The sequence below is a fragment of the Hahella sp. CCB-MM4 genome (assembly GCF_002260525.1).
Taxonomy (GTDB): domain Bacteria; phylum Pseudomonadota; class Gammaproteobacteria; order Pseudomonadales; family Oleiphilaceae; genus Hahella.
In genome coordinates this window covers 28,769-45,266 of record NZ_MRYI01000005.1, presented here as the reverse complement: position 1 = coordinate 45,266, position 16,498 = coordinate 28,769, and the positions used below count along the sequence as shown (strand labels likewise).

Here is a 16,498-nt window from a genome sequence, read left to right as displayed (position 1 = left end):
CAAAGATCTAAATTACATCCGAGAAGCGCTGAATTTTTATGAAAAGCATTTGAGTGAAATTGATATTAATGAATGCGATGACGATGAAGCGGATGAAATACAAGACGATATTTTATATATGGGGCGTTTAAAGGCGCTGACGAATCGTTTGATTGAGGAGTGGGAGAGCAATGGTCCAAAACTTTCTTTAGTCGACAGTGAAAAACCTGAATAGCGGGAAAGCTTGAACCTGTGCCAAAAACTTATAAAACAGGGATTGTGTATGACTGAGCATTCATATCTCTATATGGATGGAGATGTGAATATTCTAAATTTGAGATTTCATGACGGGATTTCGCATCAATTGACGCTTGCAAAAAATCCATAGCAGAAAATACGGTCGTAATGCCACCGTACCTGTCGGTAACATAGTGAAAATCGCCGAAGGTGATATGAGGGAGCTGCGTTGTATCGTAAGAGCTGGATACTTTATGGCAATGGACGAAAAAGGTACCTATATGAAGACTTTTTGGGTAATTGATACCACGGTAACTGCCTTGGAAGGCTGTGATCTCAATGATGACGGTTCAAAGTATATATTCGGACGGAGTGTCGTCCCTGCCGATTCAAAAGAAGAAGCTGTTTCAGCACTTAAAGATCACCTTGAGCAAGCCAGAATTCATGTTGAAGAAGTCACAGCGGTTGTCGCCTATGACGAAGGTGACTGGAGTGAAGATCCGCATCTCCTAAGCAAAGCTTATAAGCTGGCTAAAGCTACTAACGAAATTAGAAGTGCGGCTTTTATTTCTGAAAAGGCGCGTGAATTTTCCGAGGAACAGAAACAAGGATAGTTGGATGACAAAGAAGTCACATGCTCTCACTCTGGCGGAGGGAGATCCTGATTTTAAAACCAATGCGACTTTGATATTGGGAGGCAATGTAGAAAGAGGATATGTTCTAAGAACTGCATATGACTCCTTAGCGGTGTGGAAAGCCAAATATGCCATTGGAGTATCGCCTTTTTACCCCAAAGTTAAAACTACACTAAAAGATGCAGCCCTCATTGATAATGAAATCTGGGTGTTCGGTGTTGATGCCACAGTAGCCCAACACATCGTAGATGCGGTGAGCATCGGCGCGCAGTTTTATAAAGTCGAACCTTCAGAGATTATGCGCCACATTTATGTGAAAAACTTAAATGCTGAAAGGGAGAATGGTATGGAAACCAAGGCTCTGATTAAAGCAAATATGAGTTTGTATGAGAAAACTGCGATAGCCATTAATGAGGCAGCAAGTATATTGGGAATAAAGGGTAAGCTGGATTTCTACATATACAGCGCAAGTAAGAATCATAAAATTCCCAGGGATAACTTGAGTGAGGCTGTATCCCGAGGTGGCGGGAGAAATTTCACATCAGATAGTAGAATCCATAAGTTCTTTGTTGGCTCAAATAACGGATTGCGGTTTGACGAGTTCTTAACGAATATGCACAAGACTGAGCTCAACTGGTAATTGAATCGAATTCAGAGCTGAGACATGTTAATCGTTGTAGGTCTGCGTATAGTTGGCTAAGGCTGGTCTACAACATTCGTCCCAATTCTTCTCCATTCTATTCAGTGATCGCATGGCAAGCTGGTAAAGTTTAGGGAGCCACTTAAGAACCTTAAGCGTGCGAAGACTGATCCACGAGTACTACCTTCAAATATTGATAAAAATCAAAGTATCACATAGTCCTTTTGGTCTAGGGTGACAAATTCTGATTATCGACTAGTCTAAAAATTGAACATCGGTTCGGCACTATTCCCCGAGTCGATTCTGGACGAATGGTTTACCCACTAGATCATTGAAGCGCTAAGGATGTGGAGTGTTGTATGGCGGTTCGAGATGGAGTTTGGAAAAACGGCGAGAAACCCAGTGGGTTGTCGCTGCCTGTGTTGTTGTTTGAATACCTAAGCCTCTTGCGATTTCGCACCTTTATCCCGTATTTACACTCACCTTGCCGCGATATTGATGGACGTTACTCTTTCTAAATTAATGCTTGGTTTTTGTGAAGGAGATTATGAATGGAAATTCCGGAATGCTACAAACATCGCCATGCTTATCATTTCACCTCTATGGAAAACTTAGAGTCGATCATAGATTCTGGTTTACTTTCGACCTCCTTAAAGAACTCCAGGGGAATCAGTCACGTAAACGTTGCAGAAGCAAGCATACAGGACCGACGAAGTACGATGCTAATTCCGGGGACGGATGGTCGCTGTGTTCATGATTATGTACCATTTTATTTTGCACAAAAAACACCAATGCAATTAGCCGTTCTAAACAAAAAGAATGTCGACCAAGAGTTCCTCATATATTTATCTATTTCGATCTCAGTACTTAATACTAGACCAGGAGTATTTTTCACAGATGCCTCAGCCAACACTGATATTGCCCCAAATTTCTATCCAGCAACTGAAGCCCATCAACTGAATAATCTAAAATGGCAAGTCATTGATAATCATAAATGGTCATATCATGATGACGACGAGCGCCACCAGAAAATGGCGGAACTATTAATACCAGACCAAGTATCCATTGCTGAAATTAGCGAAATAATAACCTGGGACCCTTCTATATCCGGTTATGTAAGACAGATATTTCAAGAAAAAGGCGTTGTCCCACCTCATATTACTGATAACTCATACCACTATTATGCAGATCCAGATAACTGGGCATACTCACTAGTTACAGGCCCAAATCTCTTAAAGAAAAATTTTGAGGACACTGTCAACAATATCAATATCTCCCAGACAAATAACGCTAAATTCCAAAACTTAGAGTCTGCCCTCTTGGCTGTCCAAGGTGATTTTTGTGCTATTAAAGAACTTTCTGATATTGACGGCTTAGCTGCTAATTACGGTCCGCATAACGACGATGTGGGCACTCATAGCAGGCGAGTAGCTGAACTTGTAAGGCTATCTCCTGAATACGCAAAGCTTAGCGACCATAACAAAGCCATTCTGGAAATTGCTGCGTACTTGCATGACATAGGAAAAGGACCAAAATCTAGATGGAAAAACTCCTATATGGACAAAGCTGATAACAACCATGCTAGAAAGTCGCTCCCAATGTTACAGAGAATCCTAACAGAGGACATTGGGGCAATACCTAATGACTCTGTCCGAAAATTGGTAATGCTGGTAACTTATGACGACCTTTTGGGAGATATAGCAGCTAACGGTAGAGACAAGATACAGCTTTTTAATATAGTTACGTGTCGAGAGGAGATAGAAATGCTGGTTGCGTTAAGCAAGGCTGATATTGGATCTCTTAGTCAGACCTGGCTAAATAATGTTACTTCCGAAATTGATAACCTAAGGGCCGAGGTTATTGTGGCACTAGAGAGTTCTACAGAATGATTAAATTTGTATCTGGTGACTTTTTTAATTTTGATGCCGATATCATGGTTAACACTGTTAATTGTGTCGGCGTTATGGGGGCAGGTGTCGCTCTTGCCTTTAAGAAAAGATACCCTGAAATGTTTGCAGACTATGTGGAAAAATGCAAAGCAAAGCAAATTCGTCCTGGCCGACCTGCCACTTGGGTTCAAAAGGATATGATTTCCAAAGAAATTGAGATAATTAACTTTCCTACAAAGGATGATTGGAAAAAACCTTCGAAATATTCTTACATAGAAGAAGGACTTCAATGGCTTTCGCTTTATCTTGAAGACAAACAAGGAAAGAAAGTTACTCTTCCTGCTCTTGGTTGTGGCCACGGCGGACTTGAATGGAGCAAAGTTCGGGAAATGATCTTGAGTAAACTTGAGAATTCAGTTGCCGAAATATATGTATTTGAACCATCCGATTCAGTAAAAGCGGCAAAGCATTCAGATAATAAAGATGAATATGAATCACTGCTATCTCCTCTTGGTATTGGGGTAATGAGGTCGTCCAATCCAGACTTTCCATATAGTCTTAGCCGTTACACAAAAAGAGATTTGTACTTCTTTCCAGATAGCAACCCAGTTTTTGAATACGATTTCGCGCTAGTTTGTAGCACCAAGCCATCAGAAGATGAAGTTGATATCATTACGCAATTTGTAGAGTTATGTTCTTTACATAACAGAAGTATCCTTTTGGGGGCGTCTGCATTTGAAAAAAAGCTTTCTATTAAACTTTCTAAGGCCCGAGTGGGGTGCGGATGCTTCCTTCCATCTGGAATACAAGCTGCTGTAAAAAAGATGGAGTCAAAGCTTGAGCAAGAAAAGCCGAGGCTGCTATCAATAGGTAATCCTATTAAGGAATTTGATAAAAGAGAGTTCTTACCGTCCGTATTGGGTCGAATTCACCTATCGCAGAAAACTATTTTTTTAACTCAGAGATTGTCTTGGGTTTCAAAATACAAGACGCTTTTCGAGCATGGATCAATAGACTCGTATTACTACAACTGGAAAGCAATGTCTGACAAAGACAGGGATGCCGCTATTAAGATCAATGCCAAAGAACTTTGTTCTGGCCAAGTCTTGTCGGACACGTTTCTTCGAGAATTTTTATAGTCAATTGGTGATATATCATAGTTCGCCGGAATAGCTTTCTTAGGTTGTAATATCACACAGGAAGTTAGGTATTAACAACCTGGCCTCGCCATTGTTTGAAATTTGGCAAACTATTACACTTTAGCGCTCTTTCAATTCCTATTAAATCTACAACTGCTTCTCGATGCTCTAGCAAGATTCGCATCCTTGCTTCCGATAGTGCATTGAAAACTAAGTCCGCCACATAAGTAGTGCCAAATATATTTATAACTGAGGGATGAAGAAGAAGGTCAATCGTTGTAGGTGTACAACATCCTGGTTTTTCGTCTTGTAATCGTTGCAGTCCCTTTCTCTCGTCAACGACTGCGATGTGGTTGTTTTCCAGCGCTACTGCTATAGTCGCGGCTTCGCCATCGTCAAGAGATCTGGGTTCCGAGACTAGTTCTGTATATCTGGCTAGATCTCCTTCCGAAAGAGGCACAATAGCTATAAGCTCCTGTGCTTGTAAGTCTCTTAGTAAAAACTTCTGAGCAGAAGAATCGTTATACTCTCCCCGAATCTCATTGAGCACGTTCTCTGTGACCATGATAGGGTTCGGTAAGGTTTCAATAATACTTTTAGCTTCTCCACTTGCATGAAGATTGATAATCACGCTTGTGTCTAAAACGAGGGGAGACTTAGTATTAGTGAGGCAACAAGAGTACTTCATTATCCTCACTGTCATTCAGTTCTTCGATTTCATCTATCAACATGCGAAGCTTCAAGCGCTTTAGGCCTAGCATAGAAGCAAGCTGACCCTCAGTAAGTAAATCTTTTTTCCAAGCATGATAAGCCATATAGCCAATCCGCATAGGTACAGGCTGATCTGCATCTTCCTTAGCAGGGTCGGAACGATCAGCAAGCTCATTCAGAACACTAAGAGCTTGCTCATTTGTTATTCCACCGTTGTCTTTAAACCAGGTCCAAGTGCCCTTCTTTACAAGAGCTAGTTCTTCAAGGCGAAGTACCATGGCCATTCTAGACACGCCAAAATAATGAGCTAGCAAGATGATATGTCTTCTAGTCAAATGGGTTGCGCCCGCAGTAATTTCTTTAAATTTGCGAGTAACTTCATTTCGAGGGGTAAGTAAAATTCGACCAAATGCATGTGCATACCGTTCTTCCCGTGACTGAAATTTTTCGTCCTTCTCTAGCACTTCGGGGGACTGCCTTGTGCCAATAAAATGGCCTAACTCATGGGCTGCGGACTGTACTCGTCGTCCTAAAGTGTGGTTGGCATTTAAAAGAATAGCTGCACCAACTTTGGATTCATAGGCAAATAAACCTGAAATTTTCGATGGCAATCTTCTTTGATAGAGTCTAATTCCAAGTCCGATTTCTATCAGGGAGAAGATATTGGAGATAGGCCCATGTCCGATACCTAAGAAGTCGCGAAATTGGTTCGCATGTTCTTCTGCTTGGGCATAAACGTCCCCTGATTGAATAACTTTTTCCTGAGGATAATTAGTTGGATGCTTAATACCGAGAATATTTTCCAGCTCAATATCTGCACTTACCAATAAATTGAGTTGCCGAACGGCATTGTCTATGTCTGGATCATTGGTTTCACTGATTCTGCGGAATCGCGGAATCAGGTCCACATGAACAGCTTCCCTTCGGAGGATGGCATTAACTGATGTACCGTAGAGATTTGCTAGTACTTGCAGTTCGTTTATCCGGATCCGCCGCGCTCCTTTTTCGATAGCCACAAGGGTTGTTCTGGCAAAACCAACTTCCTTTGCAGCCGTAGCTTGGGTAATGCGGGAGCTTTCTCGTGCGATCCTTAGTCTTTCACCTAATTCCTGAGGGCTGAGGTTAAGTATTGTCATCGTATTACTCCCTGTATCCAATTATTAATGAAGGACTTATCTTTTAGGGAGTTCAAAAATTCATGCCACTCGTGGCTGTGTTTCTTTAGCATTTCAGTCAAACGAATGTGTACATCTTCATGCTTTTGATTGGTTGATTTGGCTAGTTCTAAAGAATGAGCAAGTAAAAACCTAGTATTGCTATCCTTAACTAAGTTAGCTAGTTCATCAAAGTGCCGTACACCTGCGACGGCATTGGCCTTCATTGTTTTGAAACCTTTCCTAGTTGAAAGGGAATCAGGTGCAGCTTTCTCAAAGGAGCTCGAACTAAGATTGCTCCAGTAGTAGGTGTTTTCTGATTCTTCAATTTCCGCGTGATTGAGGCTTAGTCGTCTTAGGAGGCAGGCTGCGCAGGCGCCACATTGATGTCTAATACCGCCAAATGATACGTTATATCTACTCTGCCAGCAGGATCTAGTGTCTTTGAGAACATCCTCGGGTATACCGGTGTTAAGTGCAGAAAAAACGGTTTCTCCCTTTGTAAACCAGATTCGCGGTTGAGAGTAGTTCAATGAATAGCCCAACAATGCATAAATGAAACTCTCCATTTTTCGAAAGAAGACAGGATGATTTCTGAAGTCTGGGTATTGTGCATGGAGGGGCAATAGTACTGGGCTTAGGGCTCCTTGACCACTTTCAGGAACTATGATGTTTTTAGTCTTTGAGAGGTAAGCAGCAATAGCACTAATGGCTGCAAATTTGAAACCTCTCGAGCGAAAGCTATCCTCCTTGTGGTGGTGTTTGGGGTATTTTACCGTAAAAGGTATGGCAGTAAAGGCCGCAGGTTTACCGTTTTGCTTATCTGAACTTCCGACTCGAACTTTAATGAGTGTATCTTTGCCCTCTGAGTCTTCAAAAATTGAGGCAACACTTCTGGAGTCTAGCCCATCACTGTATGCCATGATTGCAGAAGCATTGGGTGGATAATCTAATTGTGACTGAACGGCTTCGGTGTATTTGGAAGATCGCTGAACAAAATATAATCGCCAATGGTCTCCGGTTAGAACGTTTAGTGTTTTCCTTAAAGAGTCAGATACTGAAGGGCTGGACCAATGACTAGGGTCAGCCACGGGAATCCGTAGTTGAATATCCCTCGGCCACTTAACTCTACTTCTAGGTTTGTATCGATCGCTAAATTCAATGGCGGCGGTTGTAATTAGAAGGTCATAAACGATGCTTTCAAGATTCTTGGCGCAGTAAGTTTCAAGTATCTCGGGGTTAAATTGGATATGATTATTAATTTCGCAAGCCACAGCACTGGTGGGGAGGAGGGTGTTGTGTGGTTCAACAACATCGACAGTTAAACTATTAGATGAATTCTCTGGAGAAGAGAGGAAAGTCATAAAGGGACACCATCATCTAGTCCGCTTTGCTTTTTAATTGGTTCTAGGGTAGGCAAGCGACCACTATCAATTAGACTACTGCTCATGTCAGTGGCTTCTATCTGTGAGGTGGCTTGGTCACACCTGCAAGCCACATATTTTAGATTTACTTCGTTTTCTATTGTAATGCTATGGTCTTTAATTCGACGAAGTCCTGAATGAACAAGTTCCTCTATTGTGCTTGTAAGTGCACTATGAAGCTCGTCATAGGTTAATTTGCCGGACGAACTTTGAAGTTCAATATTTCGGAGTAAGCTGACATTAAAATTGGATTGACCAAGAGTTTCCCTGAGTTGCTCAATAACTTCCTGTAAGTTGTGACCAATGAGAGGGAGCTGCCCATCTTTGACAAGTTGGCACCGGCGTGCGAGCGCCTCTATTGCTTGATATCCCTCTTGCTCTTTTAAGTCCTTTTCTATGGCTTTCTTAATCCAGCCCAATGCTACATCAATGCTATACGCACTATGTGCCAATACATCAGCAGCCTTTTTCCAAGAGCCGCTGAGGGGTAAATTTCTAAAAGGCCCGTCAGTCATATCAACCTCCAGTGTCAAAAAAATAAATAAATATTCTGACATTATCAATAAATCAATATTCATTTCTGACATTCGGGGGGGTAGAGTAGCGGAGAAAAGGTGACAGATCTATTTATAGGCGAATATCTTTCTACTAATATCGACTCATGAATCTAACCTACTACGCCGAAAAGCTGTCAACACTGCGCCCCGATCGCTCTAGTGGTCATGCAAAACCCCACAAAGTTTGCATGCTCTTCGCCGTCATTGACCTAATAGAGCTGGGCCGAATCACCGACAATAGCATCTACTTCAACGATGAACTTAAAAACCGCTTCTCCTTTCATTTCGAGCTGCTGAAAAGCAAGAACGATCAGAACAATCCGTACCTGCCTTTTTACCATCTCTCATCCTCTGGTGTCTGGCACCTGAAGCTCCATGAGGGGAGTGCAGTTGATTTTCAATCACAGCGAAATCTGAGTGAAGCGAGCATTCGGAAGCATGTCGAATATGCCTTTCTTGATGTTGAACTGTTTGAGTATCTGCGTAATGCAAGCACCAGGCATATTCTGAAAGAGAGTTTAAGTAGTAATCTGGACTCCTTAGAGGATCAGTTCCAACGCTGGGGGAGAAGTGTTGGTAAGTCGGAAAAGACTCTCAAGAACTACACTGGTGCGCTAAAAAGTTCGATTCCTTCATGGCTTCAGAGCGCAGGTCTTCCCTGCGAAAGTTTGCTGAGTATCAGCTCTTTCTACGAATACGAAAATATTGTGTCTCAGGTCTCCAAAGTGGAGGAGTTTGTTGAACGAGATCGTGTCGGCAAGGGAATGTATAGCGCAGCAATCCGATGCTACAGGGACTTTCTTTCGGACATCACCCAGGCAGACGTGCAAAGGGATATTGAAGATATTCTGCAAGATAAAAATATCCCGGAAACCCAGAAGGTCAATTTAGTTAACACGCGCATTGGTCAGGGTAAGTTCAGGGAAGAACTTGTTGCATACTGGAAAGGGCGATGTGCGGTGACGGGATATCGAAAGTTGCCTTTCTTAATCGCTTCCCACATTAAACCCTGGGCTCAATCTACAGATCAGGAAAGGCTCGATCCTTTTAACGGTATACTGTTACTCGCCAATCTGGATAAGGCTTTTGATCTGGGATTTGTCAGTTTTAAAAACTCGGGCCAGATTATGCTCTCTAAGCAGCTGGAAGATCATGAAACTCTGGGTATCCATACTAACATGACAGTGTCTCTGTGCCGGGAGCATCAGCTTTATATGGAATATCATCGGGATTGCAGATTTAAGAGATAGCGTTACCTGAAAACAGCCGTTTTCCAAATAATTCCTGTGCGCTTTTCTAAATCCTCTGCTTGGAAAATGGCAGCTCCATCGAACAAGCTTTCATCTACAACATAAAACTGCCGTTCGGTTTCACCCGCCACATTTCGCCAAGTGATTACCAAGACACCATCAGATGTTTGGAGCTGCCTCAATCGATCAAAACTAAGCTGTTGCTCTTCAGGCGAAAGATGCATCCAAACAGCGCTCACCAGAATTAGTTCAAACCTGTACCGGTTATCAATCTCTGTAAGGCTAGGGAGAGAATCTCTCATCCATTGAATGTTTTCGTTCCGGTGGAATTCCTGCGCCCGATGTCGAAGGTCATCCGCGGGCTCCACAGCGGTTACCTGCCAACCTCTATCCGCCAACCAAGCCGCATCCCGCCCGGAACCTGCACCGATATCCAGGGCTCTACCGGGAGACGAAGGAAGAAGATCCAACCAGACACTATGAACCTGTTCAAAGCTGAAGCTTTGATATTGGCTGAAGAGCCGGTCGGCGTTTAGGTTGTAGAAGTTGTCCATTTGGCGATGCCGGTGATATAGGTTCGTAGGTTCCTGCAAATGATACAAACAGTATCGCAAAATTGGGGTAAATTGGAGGTCTTATTTCAAGAACTAAAGGAATCCTTGGCGCTGATGTAGCTCCTATTTATCCTATTTTGGCTACAGACCACTGCGCATGTATTCGTTAGAATTTTTATGGTTGATAAATCTGGAGGTAATCCATGGAAATAATCTCAGTTTGGCTAATACACCATAAAGCCTCAATGGACGAGTACTCGCCGAAAAACCTTGATGGTTCGGAATATATGGTAGGTATTGGTGTTGTACCCGCTACCAATATGAGAGAGGCGCTTGATCTGTTTGATCGGTACCTAAGTGACTTGAAAATGGAGATCATGGAAGTCACAAAATGTGAACAGTACGATCCAAAGAATTTTGTTGAACCAACCGAGGATAACAGGGATATAAACGAAGTGGCCGCGGAAGCCCTGGAAAGTGGACGCATATTTTACGCTTGCGGTATTTCGTCAGAGGCACTGGACTGCCTTGAGGACGGAGAGGATGACTAAGCCAAAGGGAGCAATGACTCTTGCTGAAGGACGATACGACTATAGAGTAGATGTCTCGCTGATATTGAATAATGGAAAGGACAAGAAGGACTTTGTCTTAAGGACATGCCTGGATAATTATGATGTGTGGAAAGCAAAATACGGTAAATCTTGCTCCCCTTTTAGTGCTTTCATCAGTGGAACGATCAAAAGAGCTGCCATCATTGATTATGAGGTATGGGTATTTGGAGTCAATGGAACGGTTGCAAGTGACATAGTGGTCGCCGTAAAAATTGGGATGAATTACTTTAAAGTGAGTGCTGAAGATATTCTCTGTGATGTCTACGTAAAAAACCTTAATGTTGAAGGTGAAGACAAAATGGGGTTTCAGCATTTGGTCGATGAAAATAGGAAGCTATATTCAGGCGTATGTGAATCAATAATGAAAGCTGCCAATGTTCTGGGGTGCAGCAATGCTCTGAACTTTTGGGTTTTTAGCAATATAAAAAATCACAAGATTCCAAAGTCTGATCTACATGCATCCCTTCGAGATGGTGGTGCGCATTCAGTGACTACTGACGAAAAAACAAGGCATGTCTTTCGTGTTGGAGATAACTTTGGTGGGCAGGGAGATCGTTTTAAGACACATTTGCATCTGGCCGTTCTGAAACCTTGATGTTCAAAATGGAGTCTAATTGATTTATCGCATCCACCACGATGACCAATTTCTCACGTTCGAAATACCGACCCGTGAAGTTCTGAATAAGCTGGGGCGAGCGTACCCTTTTCACATCAACCGATCTCCAATTGAATATGCTGAAGTATGGAAGGAGCCGCTTCATATAGTGTTTCGTCCACCCGAGAGCTCAACTAAGGATGTCGTTCCTGATTTAGCTGAAGTCGACGGTGAGTTATTTATCAGTAGTCGGGCATATGATGTGCTCAAGAATGTTTTTGACGGCCATGGGGAATTTCTACCTGTGACTTTTGAAGGTGGTAGTGGATATCTCTTTAATGTTCTGACAATTGCAGAAAAGCTAGACGGGCTTGATTCGAAGCTAACTGGATATGATAAACACGGTAATCTGGAACACTTTGGATTTCGTGAAGATGTTATGGGAGAAATTCCAGTCTTCAGAGCTGAAATTGACAGCTTCCAAGGGATATTCTGCAGCGGAATGGTTAAAGAACTAATAGAAGAAAACAGATTAACTGGTGTGTACTTCCATGTTGATCTGGCAAACCCTGTAGGCGACAGCTACGGCACGGCACAATAGTAAATGGAATGATTTAGGCAACGGATTGTTAATGGATAAATATATTTTATTCACCAAGACCACTACGTCATATGGCGAGGATTGGTCGATACATCATGGTTAGAAGTATCCTTTTCCTGTTGGCTTGCGTTGTATTGGCAACAGCGTCCTGGAAGTTCTTTAATGTTTTCGGCCAGAAAGCTTTTCTCATCATGCTGGCAGTAACCATCGCTGCGCTTTTGGTGAAAGTTGGGAAGCCCAAAGAAAATGAGTTTCCTGAATGATTAATAAAAATGGTCCTGATTCAAGTTGCCCCTAACTAAAAATGATAAAGCCCATATGAGTGAACCGATTTTCCAACCGATATTCGGTCAGAGCTGGAATGCTCTACCTATCGTGATGCAAAAACATTACGCCAACCGTCCCTACACGGATGATGTTACTGTGGTGAAAGGGAAGTTGAACGTGATATGCAGAGCTCCCTTGAAATGGATCGCGCCATTGATGAAGGCCATGGGACAGATTCCCGCCTATAGCGAAAATGACGTTCCGGTGACAGTGGAATTCAGGAGTGATCCGAACTCCAAAGCCTTCCATTTTGTTCGCCGTTTTGACTTTAAATCTGGCCCCTATGTTTTTCACTCGCGGATGGTTCAAGTCAAGGAAGACGAGGTCATTGAGATCATGCGATTCGGGTTGGGCTGGCGGATGCGCTATTCATGGGATGGCGAAAAAGTGGTGCTTTCTCACCGGGGATATGTGTTACACCTGCTGGGACGATTTATCCCACTACCGATTGGTTGGATGATGGGAGAAAGTTATGCAGAAGAGCGAGCCGTTAATGACCAGACGTTTGAGATGAGCACGAATATTTCGCATCCCTGGTGGGGTAAGATCTATGAATACAAAGGGCAGTTTGAGGTGTTGGAATGACTCGGTATTTAGTCCGGATAGGGATATTGGCTATGCCCCTGTTAGTGGCAGGTTGCAGCAGCTACGGAACCACAACACAGGATGGTGCGAAATCCGAGATTGAGGAACAATGGCGCAACAAGGTGTACCCGGAATGCGCCGCTTTGAAAGAGCGATATCCTTTCAGTCCAGATGCAAGCAAAGAGGTATCCCTGACCTCTTTCGAGGATTACTTCGGTCCAGGAGGAACGTGGCAATCTTTTTATCAGGAATATCTACAAGCCTATTGGGGTGACAATGGGGAGTCTACAAAAACAAGTACTACGGTATTCTCAGATGACTTTGTGAAACAGGTGAATGCAGGACGTTTAATCCAGAGAGCCTTTTTTTCGGAGAATGGGCCGCGAGCGAATTATCGAATGAGCTTCAAGCCATCGACAATGTCGCCTTCGATCAGGCGAGTATTGATGAATGTTGGAGGTACTGAAGGACCTTCTACTTTGGGTCCCCGGTTATGGGCTGAAGTGTCATGGCCAACGCCATCCCCAGGCGCGAAATTGGTAGTGGAACGCTTGAACGGTGACAGTAAAGGATATGAGTTTGCCGGCGACTGGGCGTTGTTCCGCATGTTGAACAAAGCGCATATTACATTGGACTCCAATGAAAGCGGCCAAGCCCGATTTGATTTTGATGAATTGAATGTGATTTATCAGATAAAAGTGGCCCATCCTTCCAGCCTTAACGTATTTCAGGCGTTGTCAGAGTATCATTGCCCAGAGACGATTCAATAGCGGTTGGCATTACCGGATTCATCGCTGTCTTTTATTGCGAGCACAAATATAAGTGCATTATGTGTTTTTTATTAAATGTGCATTAATATTTGTGCATTTGTATGGAAATAATTCTATACTCGTGCGTATTATGATGAATAAACATCACGACCTCATAAAAATCGGATCTCTCATCAAGCAGCGCCGTAAGGAAATGAAACTGAGCCAGCAAGCATTGGCAGACAGGATCGGTGCTCACAGAAACGAAATTGGGAGAATGGAATCCGGGGAATACGTTGGTAGTTTGGGTAAGTATCTTCAATGCCTGAATTTTCTGAATCTGACATTGCAGGCGACTACCTATCGGTTACCGACTTTGGACGAGCTGCCAGCCATTTTTGAGGATGAAGATTAATGGACCATTTACGCAATCTTCCTGATAAAATTGAAGCTGTTACTGTAGAGCTACCGGAAGGAATTGCCGGAGGTCTTACTAAGCCAGCCCAATACCAGTTTACCTATCTACCTGACGCCACCCCTGTATCTAAAACCATGCCCATTAAGGCGGAGCCATATAATAGCGGTGTTTTGCATCCTATTTTCGAAATGAATTTGCCGGAAGGCTTTATACGACGCTATTTATCAGACTTGTTGATCAGGTACACCAAAATTGATGACCTGTTATTCTTGGCACTGCAGGGAAAAAACGGTATTGGAAGACTGTCGTATAAGAGTGTTATTGAACGCGAAGAAGTCGAAACAGACTCGCTTGAGGAAATTTTGGCCTGGAGTGGAGAAGGGTTGTTTCAGAGTCTTTTGAGGCGGCATGTGTTTAATGGAACTTTGTCTGGTGTTCAACCGAAAGTATTGTTGAATGCGGGCGAAGAGCGTTCATCTTTGGTATCTCCTCAATACATTGTTAAAACTGGAGGCCCCGAATTTCCTCGTTTGGCATTGAATGAGTATTTATGTCTCTCGTTTGCCAGAGAAGCTGGAATTGCGGTACCTGATGTCTGGCTTTCAGATAACCAGGAATTGCTTGTTCTTAAGCGTTTTGACCAGAGGAATGGCTTGCAGCTGGGTATGGAAGATTATTGCGTGCTCATGGGGAAACAGGGGGGGGATAGATATAGGTCTTCCTATGAATCTGGGGCTAAGGTGGCTGGGCCACTATATCGTGTAGGTCCTGAAGGTTTGATTGAATATTACCGCTATGTGGTCTTTAGCTGTATTGTTCGAAATGGTGATGCACACTTGAAGAATTTTGCTCTTCTATACGAGCACCCAAGCGAACAACCATGGTTGGCGCCGCTATATGACGTCGTTTGCACATCCTTATATCCAGACATGGAAGATGGGCTTGCTCTTAAAATGAATGGATCCAAGGAGTTCCCGACCAGGGAGGGGCTGGTTAAATTTGGAATAGGAATAGGCCTGAAAGATCCAGATTCAATAATTGAACAGTTGGGTGACCTGGTATCTGATTCGTTAAAAAAATCTGATTTCAAAACTGAGTATCCTGAGTTTTTTGATGCTGTATCCAACAGTCTGGACCACTCAATGGCACTATCATCCAGCGCAGGTTATCGAAGTTCCGCAAAGCGGAAAAAACCACGAAAGTTGGATAGCTATTTAAAAAAGTAGATCGAACCCAGTAGCGGATCAGGCTAACTGCTAATTCTCACTAGCTATTCCTCATAGGAATAGAATCTATTAAATTTATTCCTTTTACTTCTGCCTTATCTCAAGCGATGCTGCCTTTCCGTCACCCAGAAGGAAATTCTCCATGTGGATTAGCTTTACTATGCTGGCGGCGCTGTTTCAATCCATGCGGACAGCTCACCAGAATACCCTGTCCAAGGAATCAGGGACTCTTCATGCAACGTTGGCGCGTTCGCTGTTCGGGTTGCCCTTTGTTTTACTGTATTGCTGGATGTGTTTTCAGTGGTTTGGTCCGTTGGAAGCGGGTGGCGACTGGTCGTTCTATGTGCCTGCCACTTTAGGGGCGCTGACGCAAATTGCCGCCACCTATTTTATGTTGCGGCTGTTTCAGACCCGCAGTTATGCCAGCGGTACTTTGTTTGCCAAGACAGAAGCGCTGATGACGGCCCTGTTAGGGCTGGCGTTTTTTACCCATACCCTGACCTGGTTGTCCTGGCTGGGCATATTTATTGGAGTCATCGGGATTCTGGTCTTGAGTCAAAAAAATACACGGCTTGGTTGGCGTGATCTGTTACAGGCTAACACTCTGCTGGGGCTGGCCAGTGGCCTTTGCTTTGCCATCACGTCGGTATGCGTTGCCTATGCCAGTAGCCAGTTGCAGGGGCACTTTTCCGTCCGTGCCGGGGTGACTCTGGCCTATGTGTTGCTGATTCAGACACTGGTACTCTGGCTGATACAAACCCGACACACAGGCAATCCTCTGCACGCATTTCGCACTGATCCGTCGCTCAGTGGCAAAGTGGGGCTGTACAGCGCATTGGGCTCCATTGGTTGGTTTACCGCGTTTTCCCTGATGCATCCAGCCTTAGTGAAAACTCTTGGGCAGATCGAGGTAATGGGAACCTTATACTACTCGAAATTTCGCTTTGCCGAGTCGATACAAAAGCAGGAATGGATTGGCGGTGGACTGATTCTGCTTAGCGTTATGAGTGTGGCGTTGGCAGGTTATACCGGATAATCAGAAGCCGCCATTCTGGTAGCTTCAACTTTCCTCCCCCCATAACTCCCCCTTCTCCTCCCACCATTCATTTTCAGGGTAGTGCCCTTTGGGCTGAGTACTTCCTGTATGTGACTGTCTATGATGTAGGCAATTCAAATGTTTCCCCTGTAAACATTGTGCTGAAACAGAAACATCAGTA

General features: G+C 43.5%; 20 protein-coding genes. 15 read left to right on the top strand and 5 right to left on the bottom strand.

Annotated elements, in window-relative coordinates; translation table 11 throughout:
* Positions 1-49 precede the first annotated feature (49 nt).
* From BTA51_RS11355 to BTA51_RS11335, 5 genes are all read left to right on the top strand, one after another.
* Positions 50-214, top strand: a complete 165-nt coding sequence (locus BTA51_RS11355; RefSeq protein WP_210404818.1) for a hypothetical protein — start codon at positions 50-52, stop codon at positions 212-214.
* Positions 215-410: 196 nt separating this feature from the next.
* A complete protein-coding gene (locus BTA51_RS11350; RefSeq protein WP_246841007.1) occupies positions 411-830 on the top strand; it encodes a hypothetical protein in 420 nt (139 codons plus the stop codon).
* Between the two features lie 4 nt (positions 831-834).
* Positions 835-1,491, top strand: coding sequence for a hypothetical protein (locus BTA51_RS11345; RefSeq protein WP_094707581.1), 657 nt, complete (start codon positions 835-837; stop codon positions 1,489-1,491).
* A 551-nt stretch (positions 1,492-2,042) separates the two neighbouring features.
* Positions 2,043-3,380: a DarT ssDNA thymidine ADP-ribosyltransferase family protein gene (locus BTA51_RS11340; protein ID WP_094707580.1), complete on the top strand. Its 1,338-nt coding sequence runs from the start codon at positions 2,043-2,045 to the stop codon at positions 3,378-3,380.
* Positions 3,377-4,519 carry a macro domain-containing protein gene (locus BTA51_RS11335; protein WP_094707579.1) on the top strand — a complete coding sequence of 381 codons (1,143 nt, stop codon included), beginning with the start codon at positions 3,377-3,379 and terminating at the stop codon, positions 4,517-4,519. Before BTA51_RS11340 ends, BTA51_RS11335 begins: the two co-directional genes overlap by 4 nt.
* Before the next feature lie 64 nt (positions 4,520-4,583).
* On the opposite strand, the gene BTA51_RS11330 is transcribed toward BTA51_RS11335, so the two are convergent.
* The 4 genes from BTA51_RS11330 to BTA51_RS11315 are packed head-to-tail and all read right to left on the bottom strand — an operon-like array spanning position 4,584 to position 8,386.
* Positions 4,584-5,207, bottom strand: coding sequence for a PIN domain-containing protein (locus tag BTA51_RS11330; protein ID WP_256385719.1), 624 nt, complete (start codon positions 5,205-5,207; stop codon positions 4,584-4,586).
* Positions 5,182-6,366: an XRE family transcriptional regulator gene (locus tag BTA51_RS11325; RefSeq protein WP_094707577.1), complete on the bottom strand. Its 1,185-nt coding sequence runs from the start codon at positions 6,364-6,366 to the stop codon at positions 5,182-5,184. The genes BTA51_RS11330 and BTA51_RS11325 overlap by 26 nt, the downstream gene beginning before the upstream one ends.
* On the bottom strand, positions 6,363-7,748 hold the full coding sequence (locus tag BTA51_RS11320) for a 7-cyano-7-deazaguanine synthase (protein WP_094707576.1): 1,386 nt from the start codon (positions 7,746-7,748) through the stop codon (positions 6,363-6,365). Before BTA51_RS11320 ends, BTA51_RS11325 begins: the two co-directional genes overlap by 4 nt.
* Positions 7,745-8,386, bottom strand: coding sequence for a hypothetical protein (locus BTA51_RS11315; RefSeq protein WP_141215581.1), 642 nt, complete (start codon positions 8,384-8,386; stop codon positions 7,745-7,747). The genes BTA51_RS11320 and BTA51_RS11315 overlap by 4 nt, the downstream gene beginning before the upstream one ends.
* An 83-nt stretch (positions 8,387-8,469) precedes the next feature.
* Between BTA51_RS11315 and BTA51_RS11310 the strand changes: the two genes are divergently transcribed.
* On the top strand, positions 8,470-9,615 hold the full coding sequence (locus BTA51_RS11310) for an HNH endonuclease (RefSeq protein ID WP_094707574.1): 1,146 nt from the start codon (positions 8,470-8,472) through the stop codon (positions 9,613-9,615).
* Positions 9,616-9,617: 2 nt separating this feature from the next.
* On the opposite strand, the gene BTA51_RS11305 is transcribed toward BTA51_RS11310, so the two are convergent.
* Complete coding sequence (locus tag BTA51_RS11305; RefSeq protein WP_094707573.1) at positions 9,618-10,169, bottom strand: bifunctional 2-polyprenyl-6-hydroxyphenol methylase/3-demethylubiquinol 3-O-methyltransferase UbiG; 552 nt, start codon at positions 10,167-10,169, stop codon at positions 9,618-9,620.
* Positions 10,170-10,372: 203 nt separating this feature from the next.
* Here BTA51_RS11305 and BTA51_RS11300 point away from each other — a divergent pair, with 203 nt between their 5' ends.
* The 9 genes from BTA51_RS11300 to BTA51_RS11260 all read left to right on the top strand — a co-directional run bounded on the left by BTA51_RS11300 (position 10,373) and on the right by BTA51_RS11260 (position 16,317).
* Entirely contained in the window at positions 10,373-10,720 is a 348-nt protein-coding gene (locus tag BTA51_RS11300; RefSeq protein WP_094707572.1) for a hypothetical protein, read from the top strand.
* On the top strand, positions 10,713-11,375 hold the full coding sequence (locus BTA51_RS11295; RefSeq protein WP_094707571.1) for a hypothetical protein: 663 nt from the start codon (positions 10,713-10,715) through the stop codon (positions 11,373-11,375). Before BTA51_RS11300 ends, BTA51_RS11295 begins: the two co-directional genes overlap by 8 nt.
* 19 nt (positions 11,376-11,394) lie before the next feature.
* Complete coding sequence (locus BTA51_RS11290) at positions 11,395-11,976, top strand: imm11 family protein (RefSeq protein ID WP_094707570.1); 582 nt, start codon at positions 11,395-11,397, stop codon at positions 11,974-11,976.
* A gap of 95 nt (positions 11,977-12,071) precedes the next feature.
* Positions 12,072-12,239 (top strand): hypothetical protein, encoded by a 168-nt coding sequence (locus BTA51_RS30155; RefSeq protein WP_168188134.1) that lies wholly within the window; start codon positions 12,072-12,074, stop codon positions 12,237-12,239.
* Positions 12,240-12,294: 55 nt separating this feature from the next.
* Positions 12,295-12,888 (top strand): DUF4166 domain-containing protein, encoded by a 594-nt coding sequence (locus BTA51_RS11280; protein WP_094707568.1) that lies wholly within the window; start codon positions 12,295-12,297, stop codon positions 12,886-12,888.
* 32 nt (positions 12,889-12,920) lie between these two features.
* Positions 12,921-13,658, top strand: coding sequence for a type VI secretion IcmF C-terminal domain-containing protein (locus tag BTA51_RS11275; RefSeq protein WP_168188133.1), 738 nt, complete (start codon positions 12,921-12,923; stop codon positions 13,656-13,658).
* Positions 13,659-13,788: 130 nt separating this feature from the next.
* On the top strand, positions 13,789-14,052 hold the full coding sequence (locus BTA51_RS11270; RefSeq protein ID WP_094707566.1) for a helix-turn-helix transcriptional regulator: 264 nt from the start codon (positions 13,789-13,791) through the stop codon (positions 14,050-14,052).
* Positions 14,052-15,281: a type II toxin-antitoxin system HipA family toxin gene (locus tag BTA51_RS11265; RefSeq protein WP_094707565.1), complete on the top strand. Its 1,230-nt coding sequence runs from the start codon at positions 14,052-14,054 to the stop codon at positions 15,279-15,281. The genes BTA51_RS11270 and BTA51_RS11265 overlap by 1 nt, the downstream gene beginning before the upstream one ends.
* A 142-nt stretch (positions 15,282-15,423) precedes the next feature.
* Positions 15,424-16,317 carry an EamA family transporter gene (locus BTA51_RS11260; protein WP_094707564.1) on the top strand — a complete coding sequence of 298 codons (894 nt, stop codon included), beginning with the start codon at positions 15,424-15,426 and terminating at the stop codon, positions 16,315-16,317.
* The last annotated feature ends 181 nt before the right edge of the window (positions 16,318-16,498 follow it).

Excerpts from the sequence above, each read along its gene's own strand:
- BTA51_RS11345 (WP_094707581.1), top strand. The coding sequence starts at position 835 with ATGACAAAGAAGTCACATGCTCTCACTCTGGCGGAGGGAGATCCTGAT.
- BTA51_RS11340 (WP_094707580.1), top strand. The coding sequence starts at position 2,043 with ATGGAAATTCCGGAATGCTACAAACATCGCCATGCTTATCATTTCACC.
- BTA51_RS11335 (WP_094707579.1), top strand. The coding sequence starts at position 3,377 with ATGATTAAATTTGTATCTGGTGACTTTTTTAATTTTGATGCCGATATC.
- BTA51_RS11330 (WP_256385719.1), bottom strand. The coding sequence starts at position 5,207 with ATGAAGTACTCTTGTTGCCTCACTAATACTAAGTCTCCCCTCGTTTTA.
- BTA51_RS11325 (WP_094707577.1), bottom strand. The coding sequence starts at position 6,366 with ATGACAATACTTAACCTCAGCCCTCAGGAATTAGGTGAAAGACTAAGG.
- BTA51_RS11320 (WP_094707576.1), bottom strand. The coding sequence starts at position 7,748 with ATGACTTTCCTCTCTTCTCCAGAGAATTCATCTAATAGTTTAACTGTC.
- BTA51_RS11315 (WP_141215581.1), bottom strand. The coding sequence starts at position 8,386 with ATGAATATTGATTTATTGATAATGTCAGAATATTTATTTATTTTTTTG.
- BTA51_RS11310 (WP_094707574.1), top strand. The coding sequence starts at position 8,470 with ATGAATCTAACCTACTACGCCGAAAAGCTGTCAACACTGCGCCCCGAT.
- BTA51_RS11305 (WP_094707573.1), bottom strand. The coding sequence starts at position 10,169 with ATGGACAACTTCTACAACCTAAACGCCGACCGGCTCTTCAGCCAATAT.
- BTA51_RS11300 (WP_094707572.1), top strand. The coding sequence starts at position 10,373 with ATGGAAATAATCTCAGTTTGGCTAATACACCATAAAGCCTCAATGGAC.
- BTA51_RS11295 (WP_094707571.1), top strand. The coding sequence starts at position 10,713 with ATGACTAAGCCAAAGGGAGCAATGACTCTTGCTGAAGGACGATACGAC.
- BTA51_RS30155 (WP_168188134.1), top strand. The coding sequence starts at position 12,072 with ATGGTTAGAAGTATCCTTTTCCTGTTGGCTTGCGTTGTATTGGCAACA.
- BTA51_RS11280 (WP_094707568.1), top strand. The coding sequence starts at position 12,295 with ATGAGTGAACCGATTTTCCAACCGATATTCGGTCAGAGCTGGAATGCT.
- BTA51_RS11275 (WP_168188133.1), top strand. The coding sequence starts at position 12,921 with ATGCCCCTGTTAGTGGCAGGTTGCAGCAGCTACGGAACCACAACACAG.
- BTA51_RS11270 (WP_094707566.1), top strand. The coding sequence starts at position 13,789 with ATGATGAATAAACATCACGACCTCATAAAAATCGGATCTCTCATCAAG.
- BTA51_RS11265 (WP_094707565.1), top strand. The coding sequence starts at position 14,052 with ATGGACCATTTACGCAATCTTCCTGATAAAATTGAAGCTGTTACTGTA.
- BTA51_RS11260 (WP_094707564.1), top strand. The coding sequence starts at position 15,424 with ATGTGGATTAGCTTTACTATGCTGGCGGCGCTGTTTCAATCCATGCGG.